Source organism: Streptomyces huiliensis (assembly GCF_020037025.1).
GTDB classification, from domain to species: Bacteria; Actinomycetota; Actinomycetes; order Streptomycetales; family Streptomycetaceae; genus Streptomyces; species Streptomyces huiliensis.
In genome coordinates this window covers 1-16,106 of sequence record NZ_JAIQLH010000125.1, presented here as the reverse complement: position 1 = coordinate 16,106, position 16,106 = coordinate 1, and the positions used below count along the sequence as shown (strand labels likewise).

The 16,106-nt window shown below is 72.9% G+C and carries 20 protein-coding genes and 1 riboswitch; of the genes, 11 read left to right on the top strand and 9 right to left on the bottom strand.

Annotated features, from left to right (window positions below):
• Positions 1-52 precede the first annotated feature (52 nt).
• The 4 genes from JNW98_RS21660 (at position 53) to JNW98_RS21645 (ending at position 3,117) form a co-directional block, all read left to right on the top strand.
• A complete protein-coding gene (locus tag JNW98_RS21660) occupies positions 53-820 on the top strand; it encodes an enoyl-CoA hydratase/isomerase family protein (RefSeq protein WP_223769927.1) in 768 nt (255 codons plus the stop codon).
• A gap of 301 nt (positions 821-1,121) precedes the next feature.
• The gene (locus JNW98_RS21655; RefSeq protein ID WP_223769926.1) at positions 1,122-1,625 is read left to right on the top strand and encodes an ATP-binding protein; all 504 of its coding nucleotides are present in this window, start codon (positions 1,122-1,124) and stop codon (positions 1,623-1,625) included.
• Between the two features lie 531 nt (positions 1,626-2,156).
• The gene (locus JNW98_RS21650; protein ID WP_223769925.1) at positions 2,157-2,843 is read left to right on the top strand and encodes an N-acetylmuramoyl-L-alanine amidase; all 687 of its coding nucleotides are present in this window, start codon (positions 2,157-2,159) and stop codon (positions 2,841-2,843) included.
• A gap of 58 nt (positions 2,844-2,901) precedes the next feature.
• Positions 2,902-3,117, top strand: coding sequence for an EF-hand domain-containing protein (locus JNW98_RS21645; protein WP_223769924.1), 216 nt, complete (start codon positions 2,902-2,904; stop codon positions 3,115-3,117).
• Between the two features lie 35 nt (positions 3,118-3,152).
• Here JNW98_RS21645 and JNW98_RS21640 read toward each other — a convergent pair whose 3' ends face one another.
• Positions 3,153-3,461 (bottom strand): hypothetical protein, encoded by a 309-nt coding sequence (locus JNW98_RS21640; RefSeq protein ID WP_223769923.1) that lies wholly within the window; start codon positions 3,459-3,461, stop codon positions 3,153-3,155.
• A 94-nt stretch (positions 3,462-3,555) separates the two neighbouring features.
• On the opposite strand from JNW98_RS21640, the gene cutA reads away from it, so the two are divergent.
• Positions 3,556-3,951 (top strand): divalent-cation tolerance protein CutA, encoded by a 396-nt coding sequence (gene cutA, locus JNW98_RS21635; protein WP_223769922.1) that lies wholly within the window; start codon positions 3,556-3,558, stop codon positions 3,949-3,951.
• On the opposite strand, the gene JNW98_RS21630 is transcribed toward cutA, so the two are convergent.
• Entirely contained in the window at positions 3,912-5,381 is a 1,470-nt protein-coding gene (locus tag JNW98_RS21630) for an MFS transporter (RefSeq protein WP_223769921.1), read from the bottom strand. The genes cutA and JNW98_RS21630 overlap by 40 nt on opposite strands.
• A gap of 81 nt (positions 5,382-5,462) precedes the next feature.
• On the opposite strand from JNW98_RS21630, the gene JNW98_RS21625 reads away from it, so the two are divergent.
• From JNW98_RS21625 to JNW98_RS21615, 3 genes are all read left to right on the top strand, one after another.
• The gene (locus JNW98_RS21625; RefSeq protein ID WP_223769920.1) at positions 5,463-5,855 is read left to right on the top strand and encodes a winged helix-turn-helix transcriptional regulator; all 393 of its coding nucleotides are present in this window, start codon (positions 5,463-5,465) and stop codon (positions 5,853-5,855) included.
• Between the two features lie 51 nt (positions 5,856-5,906).
• Positions 5,907-6,662, top strand: a complete 756-nt coding sequence (locus tag JNW98_RS21620; protein WP_223769919.1) for an ATP-grasp domain-containing protein — start codon at positions 5,907-5,909, stop codon at positions 6,660-6,662.
• 285 nt (positions 6,663-6,947) lie between these two features.
• Positions 6,948-7,973: an AraC family transcriptional regulator ligand-binding domain-containing protein gene (locus JNW98_RS21615; protein WP_223769918.1), complete on the top strand. Its 1,026-nt coding sequence runs from the start codon at positions 6,948-6,950 to the stop codon at positions 7,971-7,973.
• A gap of 4 nt (positions 7,974-7,977) precedes the next feature.
• Here JNW98_RS21615 and JNW98_RS21610 read toward each other — a convergent pair whose 3' ends face one another.
• From JNW98_RS21610 to JNW98_RS21600, 3 genes are all read right to left on the bottom strand, one after another.
• The gene (locus tag JNW98_RS21610) at positions 7,978-8,187 is read right to left on the bottom strand and encodes a hypothetical protein (protein ID WP_223769917.1); all 210 of its coding nucleotides are present in this window, start codon (positions 8,185-8,187) and stop codon (positions 7,978-7,980) included.
• A gap of 70 nt (positions 8,188-8,257) precedes the next feature.
• The gene (locus tag JNW98_RS21605; protein ID WP_223769916.1) at positions 8,258-8,623 is read right to left on the bottom strand and encodes a hypothetical protein; all 366 of its coding nucleotides are present in this window, start codon (positions 8,621-8,623) and stop codon (positions 8,258-8,260) included.
• A 16-nt stretch (positions 8,624-8,639) separates the two neighbouring features.
• Positions 8,640-9,974: an NsdA family TPR-like regulatory protein gene (locus JNW98_RS21600; protein ID WP_223769915.1), complete on the bottom strand. Its 1,335-nt coding sequence runs from the start codon at positions 9,972-9,974 to the stop codon at positions 8,640-8,642.
• Positions 9,975-10,103: 129 nt separating this feature from the next.
• On the opposite strand from JNW98_RS21600, the gene JNW98_RS21595 reads away from it, so the two are divergent.
• Both JNW98_RS21595 and JNW98_RS21590 read left to right on the top strand, forming a co-directional pair.
• A complete protein-coding gene (locus JNW98_RS21595) occupies positions 10,104-10,352 on the top strand; it encodes a hypothetical protein (RefSeq protein ID WP_223769914.1) in 249 nt (82 codons plus the stop codon).
• A complete protein-coding gene (locus tag JNW98_RS21590) occupies positions 10,349-10,621 on the top strand; it encodes a hypothetical protein (RefSeq protein WP_223769913.1) in 273 nt (90 codons plus the stop codon). Before JNW98_RS21595 ends, JNW98_RS21590 begins: the two co-directional genes overlap by 4 nt.
• A gap of 57 nt (positions 10,622-10,678) precedes the next feature.
• Here the strand turns inward: JNW98_RS21590 and JNW98_RS21585 are convergent, their stop codons facing one another.
• From JNW98_RS21585 to gcvT, 4 genes are all read right to left on the bottom strand, one after another.
• Complete coding sequence (locus tag JNW98_RS21585; RefSeq protein ID WP_223769912.1) at positions 10,679-12,061, bottom strand: L-serine ammonia-lyase; 1,383 nt, start codon at positions 12,059-12,061, stop codon at positions 10,679-10,681.
• A 129-nt stretch (positions 12,062-12,190) separates the two neighbouring features.
• Positions 12,191-13,453 carry a serine hydroxymethyltransferase gene (gene glyA / locus JNW98_RS21580; RefSeq protein WP_223769911.1) on the bottom strand — a complete coding sequence of 421 codons (1,263 nt, stop codon included), beginning with the start codon at positions 13,451-13,453 and terminating at the stop codon, positions 12,191-12,193.
• A gap of 47 nt (positions 13,454-13,500) precedes the next feature.
• On the bottom strand, positions 13,501-13,878 hold the full coding sequence (gene gcvH / locus JNW98_RS21575; protein WP_223769910.1) for a glycine cleavage system protein GcvH: 378 nt from the start codon (positions 13,876-13,878) through the stop codon (positions 13,501-13,503).
• An 89-nt stretch (positions 13,879-13,967) separates the two neighbouring features.
• Entirely contained in the window at positions 13,968-15,098 is a 1,131-nt protein-coding gene (gcvT, locus tag JNW98_RS21570; RefSeq protein WP_223769909.1) for a glycine cleavage system aminomethyltransferase GcvT, read from the bottom strand.
• A gap of 159 nt (positions 15,099-15,257) precedes the next feature.
• Positions 15,258-15,377: riboswitch (glycine riboswitch) on the bottom strand.
• Between the two features lie 277 nt (positions 15,378-15,654).
• Between gcvT and JNW98_RS21565 the strand changes: the two genes are divergently transcribed.
• On the top strand, positions 15,655-16,106 hold a 452-nt coding region (locus tag JNW98_RS21565; protein ID WP_223769908.1), incomplete at its 3' end, for an AAA family ATPase.

Sequence of the window (16,106 nt, the reverse complement as noted above, 5' to 3'; positions counted from 1 at the left end):
TGTGACCAAGTGCACCGGGCCGTCGCCGTTTCCCGGCGTCTAACCTGCTGCCATGACTGTGCATCTTGAGGTCGCGGAAGGCGTCGGCACCGTCCGGCTGGACCGTCCGCCGATGAACGCGCTGGACATCGCCACCCAGGACCGGCTGCGCGAGCTGGCCGAGGAGATCACGCACCGCGCGGACGTGCGGGCCGTGGTGCTCTGGGGCGGGGAGAAGGTGTTCGCGGCCGGCGCGGACATCAAGGAGATGCGGGACATGGACCACCCGGCGATGATCGCCCGGTCCCGCTCGCTGCAGGACGCCTTCACGGCCGTCGCCCGGATCCCCAAGCCCGTGGTCGCCGCGGTCACCGGCTACGCGCTGGGCGGCGGCTGCGAGCTGGCGCTCTGCGCCGACTTCCGGATCGCCGCCGACAACGCCAAGCTCGGGCAGCCCGAGATCCTGCTCGGCCTGATCCCGGGCGCGGGCGGCACCCAGCGGCTGCCCCGGCTGATCGGCCCGTCCAAGGCCAAGGACCTCATCTTCACCGGCCGCCAGGTGAAGGCCGACGAGGCGCTGGCCATCGGCCTGGTGGACCGGGTCGTCCCGGCCGCCGAGGTGTACGAGCAGGCGCACGCCTGGGCGGCCCGGCTCGCCGCCGGTCCGGCCATCGCCCTGCGCGCCGCGAAGGAGGCGGTGGACTCCGGCCTGGAGACGGACATCGACACCGGGCTCGCCATCGAACGCAACTGGTTCGCCGGGCTGTTCGCGACCGAGGACCGGGAGATCGGTATGCGCAGCTTTGTCGAGGACGGTCCGGGCAAGGCCAAGTTCGTCTGAACCCGGGTGTATTGACGGGAAGTGACCCCCTGGCCCTGCCCCGAGTACACGGAGGATCAGGTTCCGGGGGTTGCCTCTTGTGGGGGAATTTCGCGGGGTGAGCGGACCCTTGGTGTTGACCCGGCCGGACACCCGCGACGATCTTTCGTGCATCTGTGGTCCTCGCAGGTCAGTCATGGTGCGCGGGCGCGGATGAAGCCTCTGGCATATGTCGTCGCGGGGTCTCGGAGTGACCTCTTCCGGAAAACCGAATCCGAAGGTTCCACTCCCGGACGGCTTTTCGGCGGCCATCATGGGGGGCATGGCGGGTCTGGAGGGAACGGAGCAGCCGCGGCGCGGAGTCGGTACGGCCGAGGCGTGCTGGGCTCCGGCGGTTGACGACGAACTGGCGCTCAAGGCGCTCGAGCGGTACGGCGACCCCACGGTCCGTGAGATCCGGATGCCCTCCTGTCCGGAGTCCACGGTCGCCGTGCGGCGGCTCACCCAGGCGGTGGTCGTCCGGTACTGGGGGCACTCCGAGCGGCTCGCCGAGCACGCGGTGCTGCTGGTCTCGGAGCTCGTCGGGAACGCCGTCCGGCACACCGGCGCCCGGCACTTCGGGCTGCGGCTGGCGCGGCGCAGGGGCTGGATCCGCGCCGAGGTGCGCGACCCCTCGCGCGGGCTGCCCTGCCTGGTGCCGGTGGGGGAGCTGGACATCAGCGGGCGGGGGCTGTTCCTCGTCGACCGGCTCGCCGACCGGTGGGGCGTGGACCTGCTGGCGCGGGGCAAGACGACGTGGTTCGAGATGCGGGTCGCCGACCGCTGAGCGGCTCCCCGGCCCCGGCGGCCGCCCGCCGGCACTGAAGGTCTGCTTCCGGTTCCCCCGGTACGCCGAGAGGCCCCGGTCCGTCGTCCTGCGACGGGTGGGGCCTCTATCAGGCGCCGCGGAGAAGTGGGGTGTGTTCCGCGGCGTGGTGACGACCGAGCCCGGGTCAATGGGGGTCGTGTGGCTCCGACTATGGCAGACGGGGTGGTGCCCGGCCAAACCTCAATAGGGATGGTATGGGATTGCTGGTGGGGAAATGCCGGAAATGACTCTGCGTAATCAAAGGTGAGTTGCGCCACTCGCCTTCTTTTCCATGAATCAATCCGCCGAGTAACTTATGTATATGCGGCTGCGCGGTGAATAGGTGCAGACCATTCCGGTAAGGGGCCGGTAAGAGTCCGGGGGGAGTGCGTGGGGGCGGGCGAACCTCCGGCGCGCCGGTGCTTGCGCGCCCCCGCCGTCTGCGGGTGTCATGAGCCCACGGGTGTCATGTCCCCGTCCGACGTTCCCCTCGCGCCTCCTGGAGGCCCCATGGACGCTGAGCCGTTGAACGACGTGCCGCCGGACGCCACGCCTCCGCCCGGACCCGGCTTGGACGACGTGCCCCGCCGCCGCGCCCTCGGCGGCGCCGCCACGCTCCTCGGGGCGGTGGCCCTCGGGGCGGCCGGCGCCTTCAGCATCGGCCGTCCGCCCGCCTCGGCGGCCTCGCGGCCACCGGAGTCGTACCCGCCCACCCACTGGATCCCGGCCAGCAGCGCCAACTACACGGTCTCCGGCCGCCCCGGCGCGTACCCGGTCGAGTACCTCGTCATCCACGTGACCGAGGAGACCTTCCCGGACACCGTGAAGATCTTCAAGGACCCGAAGTCCAAGGTCTCGGCGCACTACGCCGTCGCCTCGGCCGACGGCTATGTCGCCCAGTTCGTCCGCGAGCGGGACATCGCCTGGCACGCCGGCAACTGGGACTACAACACCCGCAGCATCGGCATCGAGCACGAGGGCTGGGTGGACCGGCCCGAGTACTTCACGGACGCGCTCTACCGCTCCTCCGCCCGGCTCGCCGCCGCCGTCTGCGCGCGCTACGGCATCCCCGCCGACCGCGAGCACATCATCGGGCACGTCGAGGTGCCGGGCTCCACGCACACCGATCCCGGCCCGTACTGGGACTGGGACCGCTACCTGGAACTCGTGACCGGACACCTCACCCCAGGCGGCTAATCTGTGCCGGTCAACAAGCCCGCGACGCACCGCGCGCGGCAGATCAGGGGAGGCCCACATGGCTGACATCGAGGAAGCGCGCAAGGTGTTCGCGCAGTTCGACGTGAACGGCGACGGTTTCATCACCGCGGCCGAGTACAAGAGCGCCATGGCCCGGCTCGGCGACCCGTTCGTCACCGAGACCGTGGCCCAGGCGGTCATCAACTCCAAGGACGCCAACGGCGACGGGCTGATGTCCTTCGACGAGTTCTGGGCGGCCCAGAACAAGGGCTGACCGGCGCCGCGCGGCCGGCGGCCCGGGGCGGGCGGTCAGCGCCCGCCCCGCCGCTGGGCCCCGGCCCGGCGCCGCGCGTCGTTGCACAGCAGGCAGCGGCCCCAGCCCGGGGGCAGCGGGTCCTCCTTGTCCCCGTACAGCGGGTCCACGGCGCCCTTGGGGTGCAGCGAGCACCCCGTCGCACCGTGCGCGGCCCCCAGGGCGCGGGCGGCGTCCAGCGCCCGGCGCAGGGCGTCGACGATCTGCCCGGCCTCCTCGGCGGTGGGCGGGGACTCCAGGGCGTAGGCGATGTCCGAAGCGGTGTTGAGCGCGCTGTGGAGTTCGCGCAGGTCTGCGTAACTCATGCTCGCGAGCGTACGCGGCACCACTGACAACGGGTCCCGGCCGCGGTCCCGGCCGCCGTACCGCCCGCTCCGCGCCCGCGGTACGGTCGGCGCCATGGACGCGACGACCCTCACCACGGACGCGACGAGCCCTGCCACGGACGCCCCGACCTCTGCCGCGGACGCCACACCCCCCTGCCTCGCGGTGCTGACCACGGCCCCCGACGAGGCGACCGCCCGCCGCCTCGCCACCAGCGCCGTCGAGGGCCGGCTCGCGGCCTGCGCCCAGATCGACGGCCCGGTGACCAGCGTCTACCGCTGGCAGGGCGCGATCGAGACCGACACCGAGTGGCGCGTCCTCTACAAGACGACGAGCGCCCGGTACGCGGAGCTGGAGGCCCACATCCGCGCCGGGCACCCGTACGACGTCCCCGAGGTGATCGCCACCCCGGTCACCGCGGGCAGCGACGCCTACCTGGCGTGGCTGGGCTCGGAGACCGGCGCGTCCTGAGCCTTCGGCGCGCCCTGCGTGCGCGGGGCGGTCCGCCGCCGCAGCACGGTCACCGCGGCCACGAGCGCCCCCAGGACGAACAGCGCCCCGACGCGGAAGCCGAGCCGGTACCCGTCCGCGAGCGCCTCGGCCGCACCGCTCCCGTCGTCCAGGAGGCCGGCCGTCCGGGACGACGCGAGCGTGCTGATCACCGCCAGTCCGAACGCGGCCCCGACCTGCTGCGCGGTGTTGAACAGCCCGGACGCGATCCCCGAGTCGCGGGGCGCGGCGGCGGACATGGCCAGCGTCGCCAGCGCGGGCATGGCCAGCGCGAAGCCGGTGCCGAGCGGGAACAGGGCGGGCAGCACGTCGGCCGCGTACGCGCCGTGCGCCGGGACCTCGCCGAGCAGCGCCAGGCCGCCCGCGATCAGCACCAGGCCGGGCACCAGCACCCGGACCGGGCCGAAGCGGGCGATCAGCCGGGGCGCGGCCCCGAGGGACAGCGCGCCGATCACCACCGAGACCGGGAAGACGCCGAGGCCGGTGTCGACCTGGTCGAAGCGGAGCACCTTCTGCAGGTACAGCACGGTCAGGAACTGGAAGCCGAACGTCCCCGCCACCATGAGCGCCTGGGCGGTCAGCGCCCCCGCCGCCTGCCGGGACCGCAGGACGCGCAGCGGCAGCAGCGGGTCGGCCGCCCGCGCCTGCCGGAGGGTGAACGCGGCGAGCAGGGCGAGCGCGCCGCCGCCGGACCAGAGGGTGTGCGCCGACCCCCAGCCGTGGTCCGCGGTGCCGACGATCGCGTACACCCCCAGCATCAGCGCGGTGGTGACCAGCAGCGCCCCCAGGACGTCCGTGCTCCGGCCGAGCCCCGGCCCCCGCTCGTCCCGCAGCATCCGTACCGCGAGGACGGAGGCGACGACGCCGATCGGCAGGTTGACGAAGAAGATCCAGTGCCAGTCCAGGGCCTGCGTCAGCGCGCCGCCCGCGAGCAGTCCGATCGAACCGCCGGCGGACTGCACGAAGCTGTACACGCCGATCGCCTTCGCCCGCTCCTTCGGTTCGGGGAACAGGGCGACGACCATGCCCAGCGTCACCGCCGACATCACCGCGCCGCCCGCCCCCTGGAGGAAGCGCGCCGCCAGCAGCAGACCGGGCGTCGTGGCCGCGCCGCACAGCAGCGAGGCCGCGGTGAACAGCACCTGCCCGCCGACGAACACCCGCTTCCGCCCGACGAGGTCGCCCACCCGCCCGGCGAGCAGCAGCAGACCGCCGAACGGGACGAGGTAGGCGTTGACCACCCAGGCCAGCCCGGAGGGGGAGTAGCCGAGGTCCGCCTGGATCGACGGCAGGGCGACGCTGACGATCGTCCCGTCCAGGATGACCATCAACTGCCCGGCGCAGAGCACCGCGAGCGCGGCCCATCGGGACGGGGTTCCTGGCTGACGCATGGCTATGACCTCCAAAGGGGCACGTTTTGTTACAGCAGCCATGCTCTGTAACCATGGCGCCCTGCGGAAGGAGGCACTTTAATGTCACGCAGTCACACGGATGTGCCCGGTGGAGCCGATGCGCTGGTCGACGAGGCGTGCCCGATCACCGAGGTGCTCGACCACGTCGCGGGGAAGTGGAGCATCGGCATCCTGGTCGCGGCGGCCCAGGGACCGATCCGGTTCACGGAACTGGAGCGCACCGTCAAGGGCATCAGCCGCCGCATGCTCACCCTGAATCTCCGCAAGCTCGAACGCGACGGCCTCCTCACCCGTACCGTCCACCCGACCGTCCCGCCCAAGGTCGAGTACGCCCTCACGCCCATGGCGCACGAACTCCACGCCACGCTCGGCGAACTGGTCGGCTGGGCGGAGCGGCACCGGCCGGCGATCGCGGCGGCGCGGGCGGAGTACGACGCCAAGCCGGCGGCCTGACGGAGAAATCCACAAGCGCTCCCGTCCGCTCGTGCGCGAGGATCGCCACCCATGACGACCCTCGTCCTCCCGCCTCGCCTGACCGCCTCCGCCGAGTCCGTCCGCGCCACCGCCGTCCGGCGCGGGCTCGACGCCGTACGGCTGCCGGACTTCACCGTTCCGGCCGGTCTCCGCGCGGAGCACCTGCACGCCGGGCCGGGGTTCGCCGACGCGGTGGCGCCCGCGCTGGGGATCGCCCCGCTGGAGGCCCCGGCGGACTGGCTCGCCCGCCTGCCGCGCGCGTTCACCCGGCGCGAGGTGCGGGCGGTGCCGATCGCGGAGGCGTACGCCCTCCGCCGGCCCGCCTTCGTGAAGTCCCCGAACGACAAGGGGATACGCGCCATGGTCTACGCGGACGGCTCCCGCCTCCCCGGCCCGGACGCCGTCGATGCGACGACGACCGTCCTGGTGAGCGACGTGGTGGAGGTGACGGCCGAGTACCGGCTGTTCGTCCTGGACGGCGCGGTGCGCGGCGGGAGCCGGTACGGCGAACGCGGCCGGCTCGCCCTCGGCCCCCTGGCGCCCGACGCCGCCCGCTTCGGCGCCGACCTGCTGGCCGCCCACGCGGACACGCTGCCCTCCGCCGTGGTCGTCGACGTGGGAACGGTCGCCGGCGGCTGGGCGGTGATCGAGGCCAACGCCGCGTGGGCGAGCGGCCTCTACACCACCGATCCGGACGCGGCCCTCGACGTCGTCCTGCGGGCCGCCGGGCCGTACGCGGCGCTCGCCGCGCGCGATCGGCCGTTCGTCCGGGGCGCTGTGACGTGAGCCCGCGGCGTCAACCTGTGGCAGCAGCCCGCGGCGTCAGTCGTCCGACGACTCCCCTCCTCGTGGTCGTCGGTCGAATGACGGTGGGAACGCGAGCCGGACCCCCGTACCCGCTCGCGCTCCGATCCGCGCGGTCCTGCCCGGCCACCGGCGGACGGACAGCATCCGTTTCCGGCCGCCGAAGCCCCGCGGCCGCTCCAGAGTGCCCAGGCCGGCGCCCCCGTGCACAGGACCGAACGTGCCACCCCCGGCACGCGACGCGCCAACGTGTCGGAAAATGAACGCATGGCAGAAGCGCTGACGGCCGGGACGCCCGGTGAGCTGGACTCCATCGTCCTGTCGAAGTTCCTCCTCACCGCGGCGGCGGCGAACGGCGCCGACCCCGACCGGATCGCCCGCGAGGCCGGGGTGCCCGGCTGGGCGCTGGCCGAGGACGAGGTGACCATCCCGGCCCGGTGCACCATGCACGTCTGGGAACTGGTGGAACGGGCCCTGGACGTCCCGGACTCCCCGGTGTCCATCGCCGGCTGGTACAGCCTGGGCGCCCTCGGCCTCTTCGACTACCTCTTCACCAACGCGCCGACGCTCGGCGCCGCGATGGAGAGCAGCACCCGCTACCTGCACTTCATCACCACCAACGGCCGCTTCTCCCTGCACACCCAGGACGACCGGGAGACGACGTTCTCCTTCCATTACGTGGAGGGGGAGCCCCGGCAGGTGGAACTGGCCGAGCAGTTCGCCCTCGCGGTGCTCTGCGCGCGGTCGCGCGGCATCACGGGAGCGCCGGTGCACCCGCTGCACGTCGGCTTCTCCCAGTCGGCGCCGCGCCGGCACGCCACGCTGACCGAGGCGCTCGGCGCCGAGCGCGGCGTCGACTTCGGCCAGGACCGCGCCACGGTCACCTTCCGCACCGCCGACCTGGCGCGTCCGGTCCTCGGCGCCGACCCGCGCCTGGGCGCCATCCTCGGCCGCTACGCGGCCACCCTCCCCCCGCCGCCCCCCGCCGACTGGCGCGACCAGTTCCGCCAGGCCCTCGACGCCTGCCTGGTGGAGGGCGCCCCCGCCCTCGACCACGTCGCCCGCCAACTGGCCATGAGCCGCCGCACTCTCCAGCGCCGCCTCGCCGAATCCGGCACCACCTGGCGCGCCGAACTGGACGACGCCCGTCGCCGCCAGGCCGCCCTGGCCCGCCTCACCGGCCGCCCCACCAACGCGTCCCTCGCCGGCCGCCTCGGCTACTCCGACCCCCGGTCGCTCCGGCGGGCGGTGCGGCGGTGGTCGGCGACGGAGGGGTCGGGGGAGGAGACGTGAGGCGTCACCGCCTCCCGAAGTCCACTATGTAGGCGATGGCGAGCGCGAGGCCCGCCACCCCGATGCCGAGGGCCACCAGAACGTCGAGGACGCCCGCACCGGACCCGACGGCGCGGATCGCGCCCGCCAGGCCCCCGACGGCGGCGAACACCCCGAGCACGAGCGTGTGGCCCGTCAGCCGCCCCGCTCCCGTCTTCCTCCGCCCACCCGACACGCCGCCGCCCTCCCCCTTCGTCCCTCGGAGGCTATGCCAGGCGCAACGCCTCCACCAGAAGGTTTCGGCGTCAGCCGACGGCCTTCTCGATCGCCTCGAAGATGTCGGCGTCCGCCTCCCGCTGCCACGCGGGCAGTTCCGTCCAGTCGGCGACGTAACCCGGCTTCGGGTCCGTGAAGTGCCGGTACATCTGCGCCGCCCAGCAAGCGGCGACGAACTGCCCCTTCTGCTCTCGCGTCAGCCGCGCCGCGTGCCCCTCGCTGACCGCGAGGAACTGCCGCACCTGCCAGCACACGGCCCCGGCCGCGGCCCGCTCCCAGTCCGGCGTGTCCTCCCATGGCGCGACGTAGCCGGGTTTCGGCTCCCCGGGAAAGTGCGCGCGCACACCGGCGATCCACGCCTCGCGGAACAGCCGGGCGCCTTTGTTCTCGAACAAGTTGCTTCCTTCCGATTCACGCCGTGACGATCGCGGGAGCGAGCCGGCGCGCCCGCTCACGGAGTTGCCGAGCGGCCCGGTTCCGGAGGTGCGGGCGGAGGCGGGCGGTCATGGCGCGGACGCGGTCGTCGGCACGGCCGGAGTGGACATCGGGGTAGTCGTCCAGCGCCAAGTGCCAGGTGCGGCAGGCTTCCTCCAGGTGCCCGAGCTCCAACTGCCGTTCGGCGAGCGTGCAGCGGTGCCGGACGCGGGCCCGCCGGAACACCCCCTGCCGGGCCCGGTCCGACTCCTTCAGCGCGGCCACCGACCCGGCGACATCCCGCAGTTCGTAGCGGACCTGGCTCACGTGGTACAGCAGCGACGAGGGATCGTACGAACCGAACGCCCGGGCCCGGGACTCGGCCTTCTCCATCGCCACTTCCGCCTCCCGGAGGTACGCCAGCGCACCCGCTCGGTCCTCGGTGCGGGCCGCCGCGTGCGCCTGCTGCCCGGCCAGGAAGGCGCGCATCCGGGGACCCGCCTGCGGTGACGCGGCGGCCGCCGCGTCGGCGAGGCGCAGGGCTTCGCGCCCGTGCCCGAGGTCCACGGCCTGGACGCTCATCCCGCGCAGGGTGGTGCAGTACGTGAGGTGGTCGCCCGCCGCCCCGGCCAGCTCCAGGGCCTTGACGTAGTAGCGCTGGGCCAGGCCGTGGAGGCCCTCGTCGACGGCCATGTAGCCGGTCAGGTAACAGAGGTCGGCCGCGGCCGACATCATCGCCCGCCGTACGGACTCCGGAGCGTCCGCGCGGAGGTACGGTGCCACCGTGTTGACCAGGAACGCCGCCGCCATCGGCCGCGCGTGCCGCCCGCCGAACCGGTCGTCCAGCTCCGAGATCCGCTCGGTCATCGCCGCCACCATGGCGACGTCCGACTCCCCGTACCGCTGCCGCCCGCCACTCCTGATCGCCTCCATGCGCCCGACCACGTCCTGCCAGTGCGGAACGGTCAGCGCGACGGAGAAGAGGCCGACCCCGAGGACACCGCGCCGGGACGGGTCCATGTCCTGCCGGCCGAGGGCGAGCAGCCCTTCGGTGGTGCCCGCCGTCTCCTCCTCGGGTGGGGCGGGGAAGCCGGCCTCGGCGAACGCGACGGGTCGCCCCAGCCGCCGGGACAGTGCTTCCAAGACGAGTGGCCGCACGGCCTCCTTGGGCAGATGACCGGCGAGCCACTGATGGACCGACGGCTCTCGGTACCTGAGCGGCGTCCCTCGCTCGGTCCCGAGCCTGTTCACCTCCTGCGCGAAGCGGCGCAGCGTCCAGCCGCTCTCGCGATACAGCTTCAACAGGCCCGTGTTGCCTCGCGATTCACTCACAGCACTCACACCCTCGTGCCGGACTGTCACTTAAAGCTCTTAAGTCATGACGCCCTGCCCAACCGTACCGCCGCGACCGGCCCGTTGGTTCTCTGTACGAGTGACCGCCACGACCACCAATGGAGACAGATGGCCGATTTCCACGGCAGCGAGAGCCCGTACGCGTCCGGCCACCCACCGCCCGTGCCGCTGGGGCGACTGGTCAAGGACATGGACACGGGGAAGCTGGGGCTCGTCAGGGAGACCCAGGGCGGCAAGGTGCGGCTGCTGGGGATCGGCGGCACCGGGTCGTGGTGGTGTCCGCGGTACCGGCTGAGCCTCGCGTCCGCGAACGAGCGGCGCGCGCTGGGGCTCGAACCGGAAGGGGACGCACGATGACCGGATCGGGCGACGCGTCGAGCCCCCGCCGTCCCGACCTGGCGATCATGCACGAGTACGTGGTCACCGTCCCGCACGGATCCGCCGCCGTAGGCACGTACACCCTCCCCGCCGTCTCCCAGCGCCCCCGCCGTCCCTGCGTCCGCTGCGCGGCCCTGCGGGACGCGCTCGCCCGCGCGGTCCGGGCGGGCGACGCGGTCGCCGAGGCCGGGATCGCCCGGGAGCGGGCCGTGCACTGGCGGCGGGAGCACCGGCGAGTGGGTGCCTGAACACCACGACGCCCCGCCCGGGAAGCCGGGCGGGGCGTGCGCGAGATCAGAGAAGCGTCAGCACTCGATGACGTTGACCGCCAGGCCGCCGCGGGCCGTCTCCTTGTACTTGACCTTCATGTCGGCGCCGGTCTCCTTCATGGTCTTGATGACCTTGTCGAGGGAGACGTGGTGCCGGCCGTCGCCGCGGAGGGCCATGCGGGCGGCGGTGACGGCCTTGGCGGCCGCCATGCCGTTGCGCTCGATGCAGGGGATCTGGACGAGGCCGCCGACCGGGTCGCAGGTGAGGCCGAGGTTGTGCTCCATGCCGATCTCGGCCGCGTTCTCGACCTGCTCGGGGGAGCCGCCGAGGACCTCGGCGAGGCCGCCGGAGGCCATGGAGCAGGCCGAGCCGACCTCGCCCTGGCAGCCGACCTCGGCGCCGGAGATGGAGGCGTTCTCCTTGAAGAGCATGCCGATCGCGCCCGCGGCGAGGAGGAAGCGGACGACGCCCTCCTCGTCCGCGCCGGGGACGAAGTTCATGTAGTAGTGCAGGACGGCCGGGATGATGCCGGCGGCGCCGTTGGTGGGGGCGGTGACGACACGGCCGCCGGCGGCGTTCTCCTCGTTGACCGCCATCGCGTAGACGGTGATCCACTCCATCGCGCGGGCCTGCGCGTCGCCCTCGGCGCGCAGCTGGCGCGAGGTGCTGGCGGCGCGGCGGCGGACCTTGAGGCCGCCGGGGAGGATGCCCTCGCGGGACATGCCGCGGCTGACGCACGCCTCCATGACGCGCCAGATCTCCAGCAGGCCGGCCCGGATCTCGTCCTCGGTGCGCCAGGCCTTCTCGTTCTCCATCATCATCGCGGAGATCGACAGGCCGGACTCGCGGGACATCCGCAGCAGCTCGTCGCCGGTGCGGAAGGGGTACTTCAGGACGGTGTCGTCGGGGACGATCCGGTCCGCGCCGACCGCGTCCTCGTCCACCACGAAGCCACCGCCGACCGAGTAGTACGTCTTCTCCAGCAGGGGCGCGCCGCTCTCGTCGTAGGCGAAGAGGGTCATGCCGTTGGCGTGGTACGGCAGCGAGCGACGGCGGTGCAGGATCAGCTGCGTGGAGTCGTCGAAGTCGATCTCGTGGGCCGAGCCGATCTCGGTGCCGAGGAGCCGCAGACGCTTGGTGGTGCGGATGCGCTCCACCTCGTCGTCGGCGATCTCGACGTCGACGGTGCGCGGCGAGTGGCCCTCCAGTCCGAGGAGGACGGCCTTGGGCGTGCCGTGGCCGTGCCCGGTGGCGCCGAGGGAGCCGAAGAGCTCCGCGCGCACCGAGGTGGTCTGGGCGAGCAGGCCGTCCTTCTTCAGGCGGCCCACGAACATCCGGGCGGCGCGCATCGGGCCGACCGTGTGGGAGCTGGACGGGCCTATGCCGATCGAGAAGAGATCGAAGACGGAGATGGCCACGGTGGCAGCTCCTTGGGTCGGGGGTGGTACGTGGGGGGCAACAGCTATGCGTGACGTGGTGCGGGGCACCGCGCTCACCTCCAGTGTGCGCGATGCCCCGTACATCCCGGTAAAACCGGAGGTCCGGTCCTACTTCAGGCCGGGGTACAGCGGGTGCTTGTCCGCCAGCGCGGTGACGCGGGCGCGCAGCGCCTGGGCGTCGTACTCGGGCTTCAGGGCCTCGGCGATGACGTCCGCCACCTCGCGGAAGTCCTCGGTGGTGAAGCCGCGGGTGGCCAGCGCCGGGGTGCCGATCCGCAGGCCCGAGGTGACCATAGGGGGGCGCGGGTCGTTCGGGATGGCGTTGCGGTTGACCGTGATGCCGACCTCGTGGAGGCGGTCCTCGGCCTGCTGGCCGTCCAGCTGGGAGTTGCGCAGGTCGACGAGGACCAGGTGCACGTCCGTGCCGCCGGACAGGACGGAGACGCCGTGCTCCTTGACGTCGTCCTGGACCAGGCGCTCGGCCAGGATCTTCGCGCCCTCCAGCGTGCGCTGCTGGCGCTCCTTGAACTCCTCGCTCGCCGCGACCTTGAAGGAGACCGCCTTGGCCGCGATCACGTGCTCCAGCGGACCGCCCTGCTGACCGGGGAAGACCGCCGAGTTGATCTTCTTGGCGAGCTCGGCCGTGGAGAGGATCACACCGCCGCGCGGACCGCCGAGGGTCTTGTGCGTGGTGGTGGTGACGACGTGCGCGTGCGGCACCGGGGAGGGGTGCAGCCCGGCGGCGACCAGGCCCGCGAAGTGGGCCATGTCGACCATCAGGTACGCGCCGACCTCGTCCGCGATCCGGCGGAACGCCGCGAAGTCGAGCTGGCGCGGGTAGGCGGACCAGCCGGCGACGATCAGCTTGGGGCGGTGCTCCTTGGCGAGGCGCTCGACCTCCTCCATGTCGACCAGGTTGGTCTGCTCGTCGACGTGGTACGCGACCACGTTGTAGAGCTTGCCCGAGAAGTTGATCTTCATGCCGTGGGTCAGGTGCCCGCCGTGGGCGAGGTTCAGACCCAGGATGGTGTCACCCGGCTTGAGCAGCGCGAACATGGCCGCGGCGTTGGCCTGGGCGCCCGAGTGCGGCTGCACGTTGGCGGCCTCGGCGCCGAACAGCGCCTTGATCCGGTCGATGGCGATCTGCTCGACGACATCGACGTGCTCGCAGCCGCCGTAGTAGCGGCGGCCCGGGTAGCCCTCGGCGTACTTGTTGGTGAGGACCGAGCCCTGGGCCTCCATGACCGCGACCGGAGCGAAGTTCTCCGAGGCGATCATTTCGAGCGTGGACTGCTGACGGTGGAGTTCGGCGTCGACAGCGGCGGCGACGTCGGGGTCGAGCTCATGGAGGGAGCTGTTCAGAAGCGACATGAGTTCTTCCTGGGGCGGGAGGGGCCGGGTGGAGGCGGGACGCGGGGTCAGCCGGCGAAGTCCGTGTACGCGTCGGCGGTCAGCAGCTCCGCCGGCTCGTCCGTGATCTTCACCTTGAACAGCCAGCCGCCCTCGAAGGGGGCGGAGTTCACCAGCGACGGGTCGTCCACGACGTCCTGGTTGGCCTCGACGACCTCGCCCGTGACGGGGGCGTAGAGGTCGCTGACCGACTTGGTGGACTCCAGCTCACCACAGGTCTCGCCCGCGGTGACGGTGTCGCCGACGGCCGGGAGCTGCGCGTATACGACGTCGCCGAGCGCGGTGGCCGCGAACTCGGTGATACCCACCGTCGCCACACCGTTCTCATCCGTGGCCGACAGCCACTCGTGCTCCTTGGTGTAGCGGAGGTGCTGGGGGTTGCTCATGGGTTGATTCTCCTGTACGCGGGTGGATGCTCGTGCAAGGGGTCTTGACAGGTGAGACGGGGGCGGCGGGAATGGGTCGCCGGGCGGGCTCAGCGCTCCCGCTTGTAGAACGGCAGCGCCACGACCTCGTACGCCTCGTGGCTGCCGCGGATGTCCACCGCGACCCCGGCCGTGCCGGGCGCGGCGTGGGCCGCGTCCACGTAGGCGATGGCGATCGGCTTGCCGAGCGTGGGGGAGGGGGCGCCGGAGGTGACCTCGCCGATCACCGTGCCGGTCGCGGTCTCCACCACCGGGTAGCCGGCCCGCGGCACCCGGCGGCCCGCGGCCACCAGGCCCACCAGCTTCCGTGGCGGGGCGTCCGCGGCGCGCTCGGCGGCGGCCTCCAGCGCCGCGCGCCCCACGAAGTCGCCGGGCTTGTCGAACTTGACGACCCGGCCGAGCCCGGCGTCGAACGGCGTGGTCGCCGTCGTCAGCTCGTGCCCGTACAGCGGCATGCCCGCCTCCAGACGCAGCGTGTCGCGGCAGGACAGGCCGCAGGGCACCAGGCCGGCCTCCGCGCCCGCCTCGGTCAGCGCCTGCCACAGCTTCTCCGCGTCGGCGGGGGCGACGAACAGCTCGAAGCCGTCCTCGCCGGTGTAGCCGGTGCGGGCGATCAGCGCCTCGACGCCGGCCACCGTGCCGGGCAGGCCCGCGTAGTACTTCAGGCCGTCCAGGTCGGCGTCGGTGACCGACTTCAGGATGGCGGGGGAGGCCGGGCCCTGGACGGCGATCAGGGCGTAGTTCTCGCGGTCGTCCCGCACCTCGGCCTCGAAGCCCGCGGCCCGCTCGGTGAGCGCGTCCAGCACCACCTGGGCGTTGGAGGCGTTGGCGACGACCATGTACTCCTGCTCGGCCAGCCGGTAGACGATCAGGTCGTCCAGGATGCCGCCGCGCTCGTCGCAGATCATCGTGTAGCGGGCGCGGCCGGGCTTCAGCGCGGAGAGGTTGCCCACCAGGGCGTGGTCCAGGGCCTGCCCGGCCTGCGGACCCGTAAGGGTGATCTCGCCCATGTGCGAGAGGTCGAACAGGCCGGCGCGGGTGCGGACGGCCAGGTGCTCGTCGCGCTCGCTCCCGTAGCGGAGGGGCATGTCCCAGCCGGCGAAGTCGGTCATCGTCGCGCCGAAGGCGCGGTGCAGCGCGTCGAGCGCGGTACGGCGGGGGGCGGCGGTCTCTGAGGGCATGATCAAGGCTCCGGGGCAGCGGTCGCGCGGACGCGGGGACGTCGAGGACGGCCTCCCCATCTGTCATCGGAACCTGAGAGGTTCACCGGGAGCCCCGGAAGGGGCGCGCGGCTTGCACCTTGGGTGGGACCGCCGGGCGGTCCGCTTTTCAGATCTGCCTCACCCTGCGCGGTACGGGGCCTGAGAGATTCAAGGGAGGAACTTGCTCCTTCGGCGCCCGGCCTGCGGCCTGCCGCGGTGCGGCAGGCACGGGGACCGGGACTCTCCCGCGCGGATTCGAGCGGCCGGTATGCAGTTGTACGCAGCTGGTCGTGCTCTTGGCGCGCACATCATTGCACGTACGGGCGTGCGATGGACCGTTCGGAGCCCATCGCATTGGATTACTTTTCCTTTACCCCATTCGTATGCGGGTGGGGTAGACCGTGAGCACCGAACGACGGAGCGGCGGGGCCGCGCAGCGGCGGACGAGGACGGGGGAGCGGTGCGAACGGGCGTCCAGAGGGGCGCGGCGGGAGCCGCGTGGACGGAGAGGCCGGAGGGGGCGTCGGGGCCGGGGGTGCGCGACCTGCGCGGGGCGGTGCCGCCCGCGGCGGAGCTGCGCTACCGGGCCGGGGACCTGCTGGTCGTCTCCGGGCTGCCCGGCGCGGGCAAGTCCACTTTGATCCGACGCGTCGTGCCCGCCCTCGACGGCCGGGGCGACCCCGTCCGCAGCGTCGACTCGCAGGACTCCCGGGCCCGCCTGGAGCGCCGGCTGCGCAAGCTCCCCCTCCGGCTCCCGTACGGCGCCTACCGCCCCCTCGCGCGCCTCGTGCACTACGCGCACCTGTGGCGCGCCCTGCGCTCCGGCGCGAGCCTCGTCGTGCACGACTGCGGGCAGCGGGGCTGGGTCCGCCGCCGGCTGGCCCGAGAGGCGCGCCGCCGCGGCGCCGCGCTGCACGTCGTGCTGCTCGCCGTGGAGCCCGGGACGGCGCTCGCCGGGCAGCGGGCCCGGGGCCGTACGGTCTCCGG

What these genes read in the sequence shown, in the direction of transcription:
- JNW98_RS21660 (WP_223769927.1), top strand. Translation starts at nt 53, where the DNA reads ATGACTGTGCATCTTGAGGTCGCGGAAGGCGTCGGCACCGTCCGGCTG.
- JNW98_RS21655 (WP_223769926.1), top strand. Translation starts at nt 1,122, where the DNA reads ATGGCGGGTCTGGAGGGAACGGAGCAGCCGCGGCGCGGAGTCGGTACG.
- JNW98_RS21650 (WP_223769925.1), top strand. Translation starts at nt 2,157, where the DNA reads ATGGACGCTGAGCCGTTGAACGACGTGCCGCCGGACGCCACGCCTCCG.
- JNW98_RS21645 (WP_223769924.1), top strand. Translation starts at nt 2,902, where the DNA reads ATGGCTGACATCGAGGAAGCGCGCAAGGTGTTCGCGCAGTTCGACGTG.
- JNW98_RS21640 (WP_223769923.1), bottom strand. Translation starts at nt 3,461, where the DNA reads ATGAGTTACGCAGACCTGCGCGAACTCCACAGCGCGCTCAACACCGCT.
- cutA (WP_223769922.1), top strand. Translation starts at nt 3,556, where the DNA reads ATGGACGCGACGACCCTCACCACGGACGCGACGAGCCCTGCCACGGAC.
- JNW98_RS21630 (WP_223769921.1), bottom strand. Translation starts at nt 5,381, where the DNA reads ATGCGTCAGCCAGGAACCCCGTCCCGATGGGCCGCGCTCGCGGTGCTC.
- JNW98_RS21625 (WP_223769920.1), top strand. Translation starts at nt 5,463, where the DNA reads ATGTCACGCAGTCACACGGATGTGCCCGGTGGAGCCGATGCGCTGGTC.
- JNW98_RS21620 (WP_223769919.1), top strand. Translation starts at nt 5,907, where the DNA reads ATGACGACCCTCGTCCTCCCGCCTCGCCTGACCGCCTCCGCCGAGTCC.
- JNW98_RS21615 (WP_223769918.1), top strand. Translation starts at nt 6,948, where the DNA reads ATGGCAGAAGCGCTGACGGCCGGGACGCCCGGTGAGCTGGACTCCATC.
- JNW98_RS21595 (WP_223769914.1), top strand. Translation starts at nt 10,104, where the DNA reads ATGGCCGATTTCCACGGCAGCGAGAGCCCGTACGCGTCCGGCCACCCA.
- JNW98_RS21590 (WP_223769913.1), top strand. Translation starts at nt 10,349, where the DNA reads ATGACCGGATCGGGCGACGCGTCGAGCCCCCGCCGTCCCGACCTGGCG.
- glyA (WP_223769911.1), bottom strand. Translation starts at nt 13,453, where the DNA reads ATGTCGCTTCTGAACAGCTCCCTCCATGAGCTCGACCCCGACGTCGCC.
- gcvH (WP_223769910.1), bottom strand. Translation starts at nt 13,878, where the DNA reads ATGAGCAACCCCCAGCACCTCCGCTACACCAAGGAGCACGAGTGGCTG.
- gcvT (WP_223769909.1), bottom strand. Translation starts at nt 15,098, where the DNA reads ATGCCCTCAGAGACCGCCGCCCCCCGCCGTACCGCGCTCGACGCGCTG.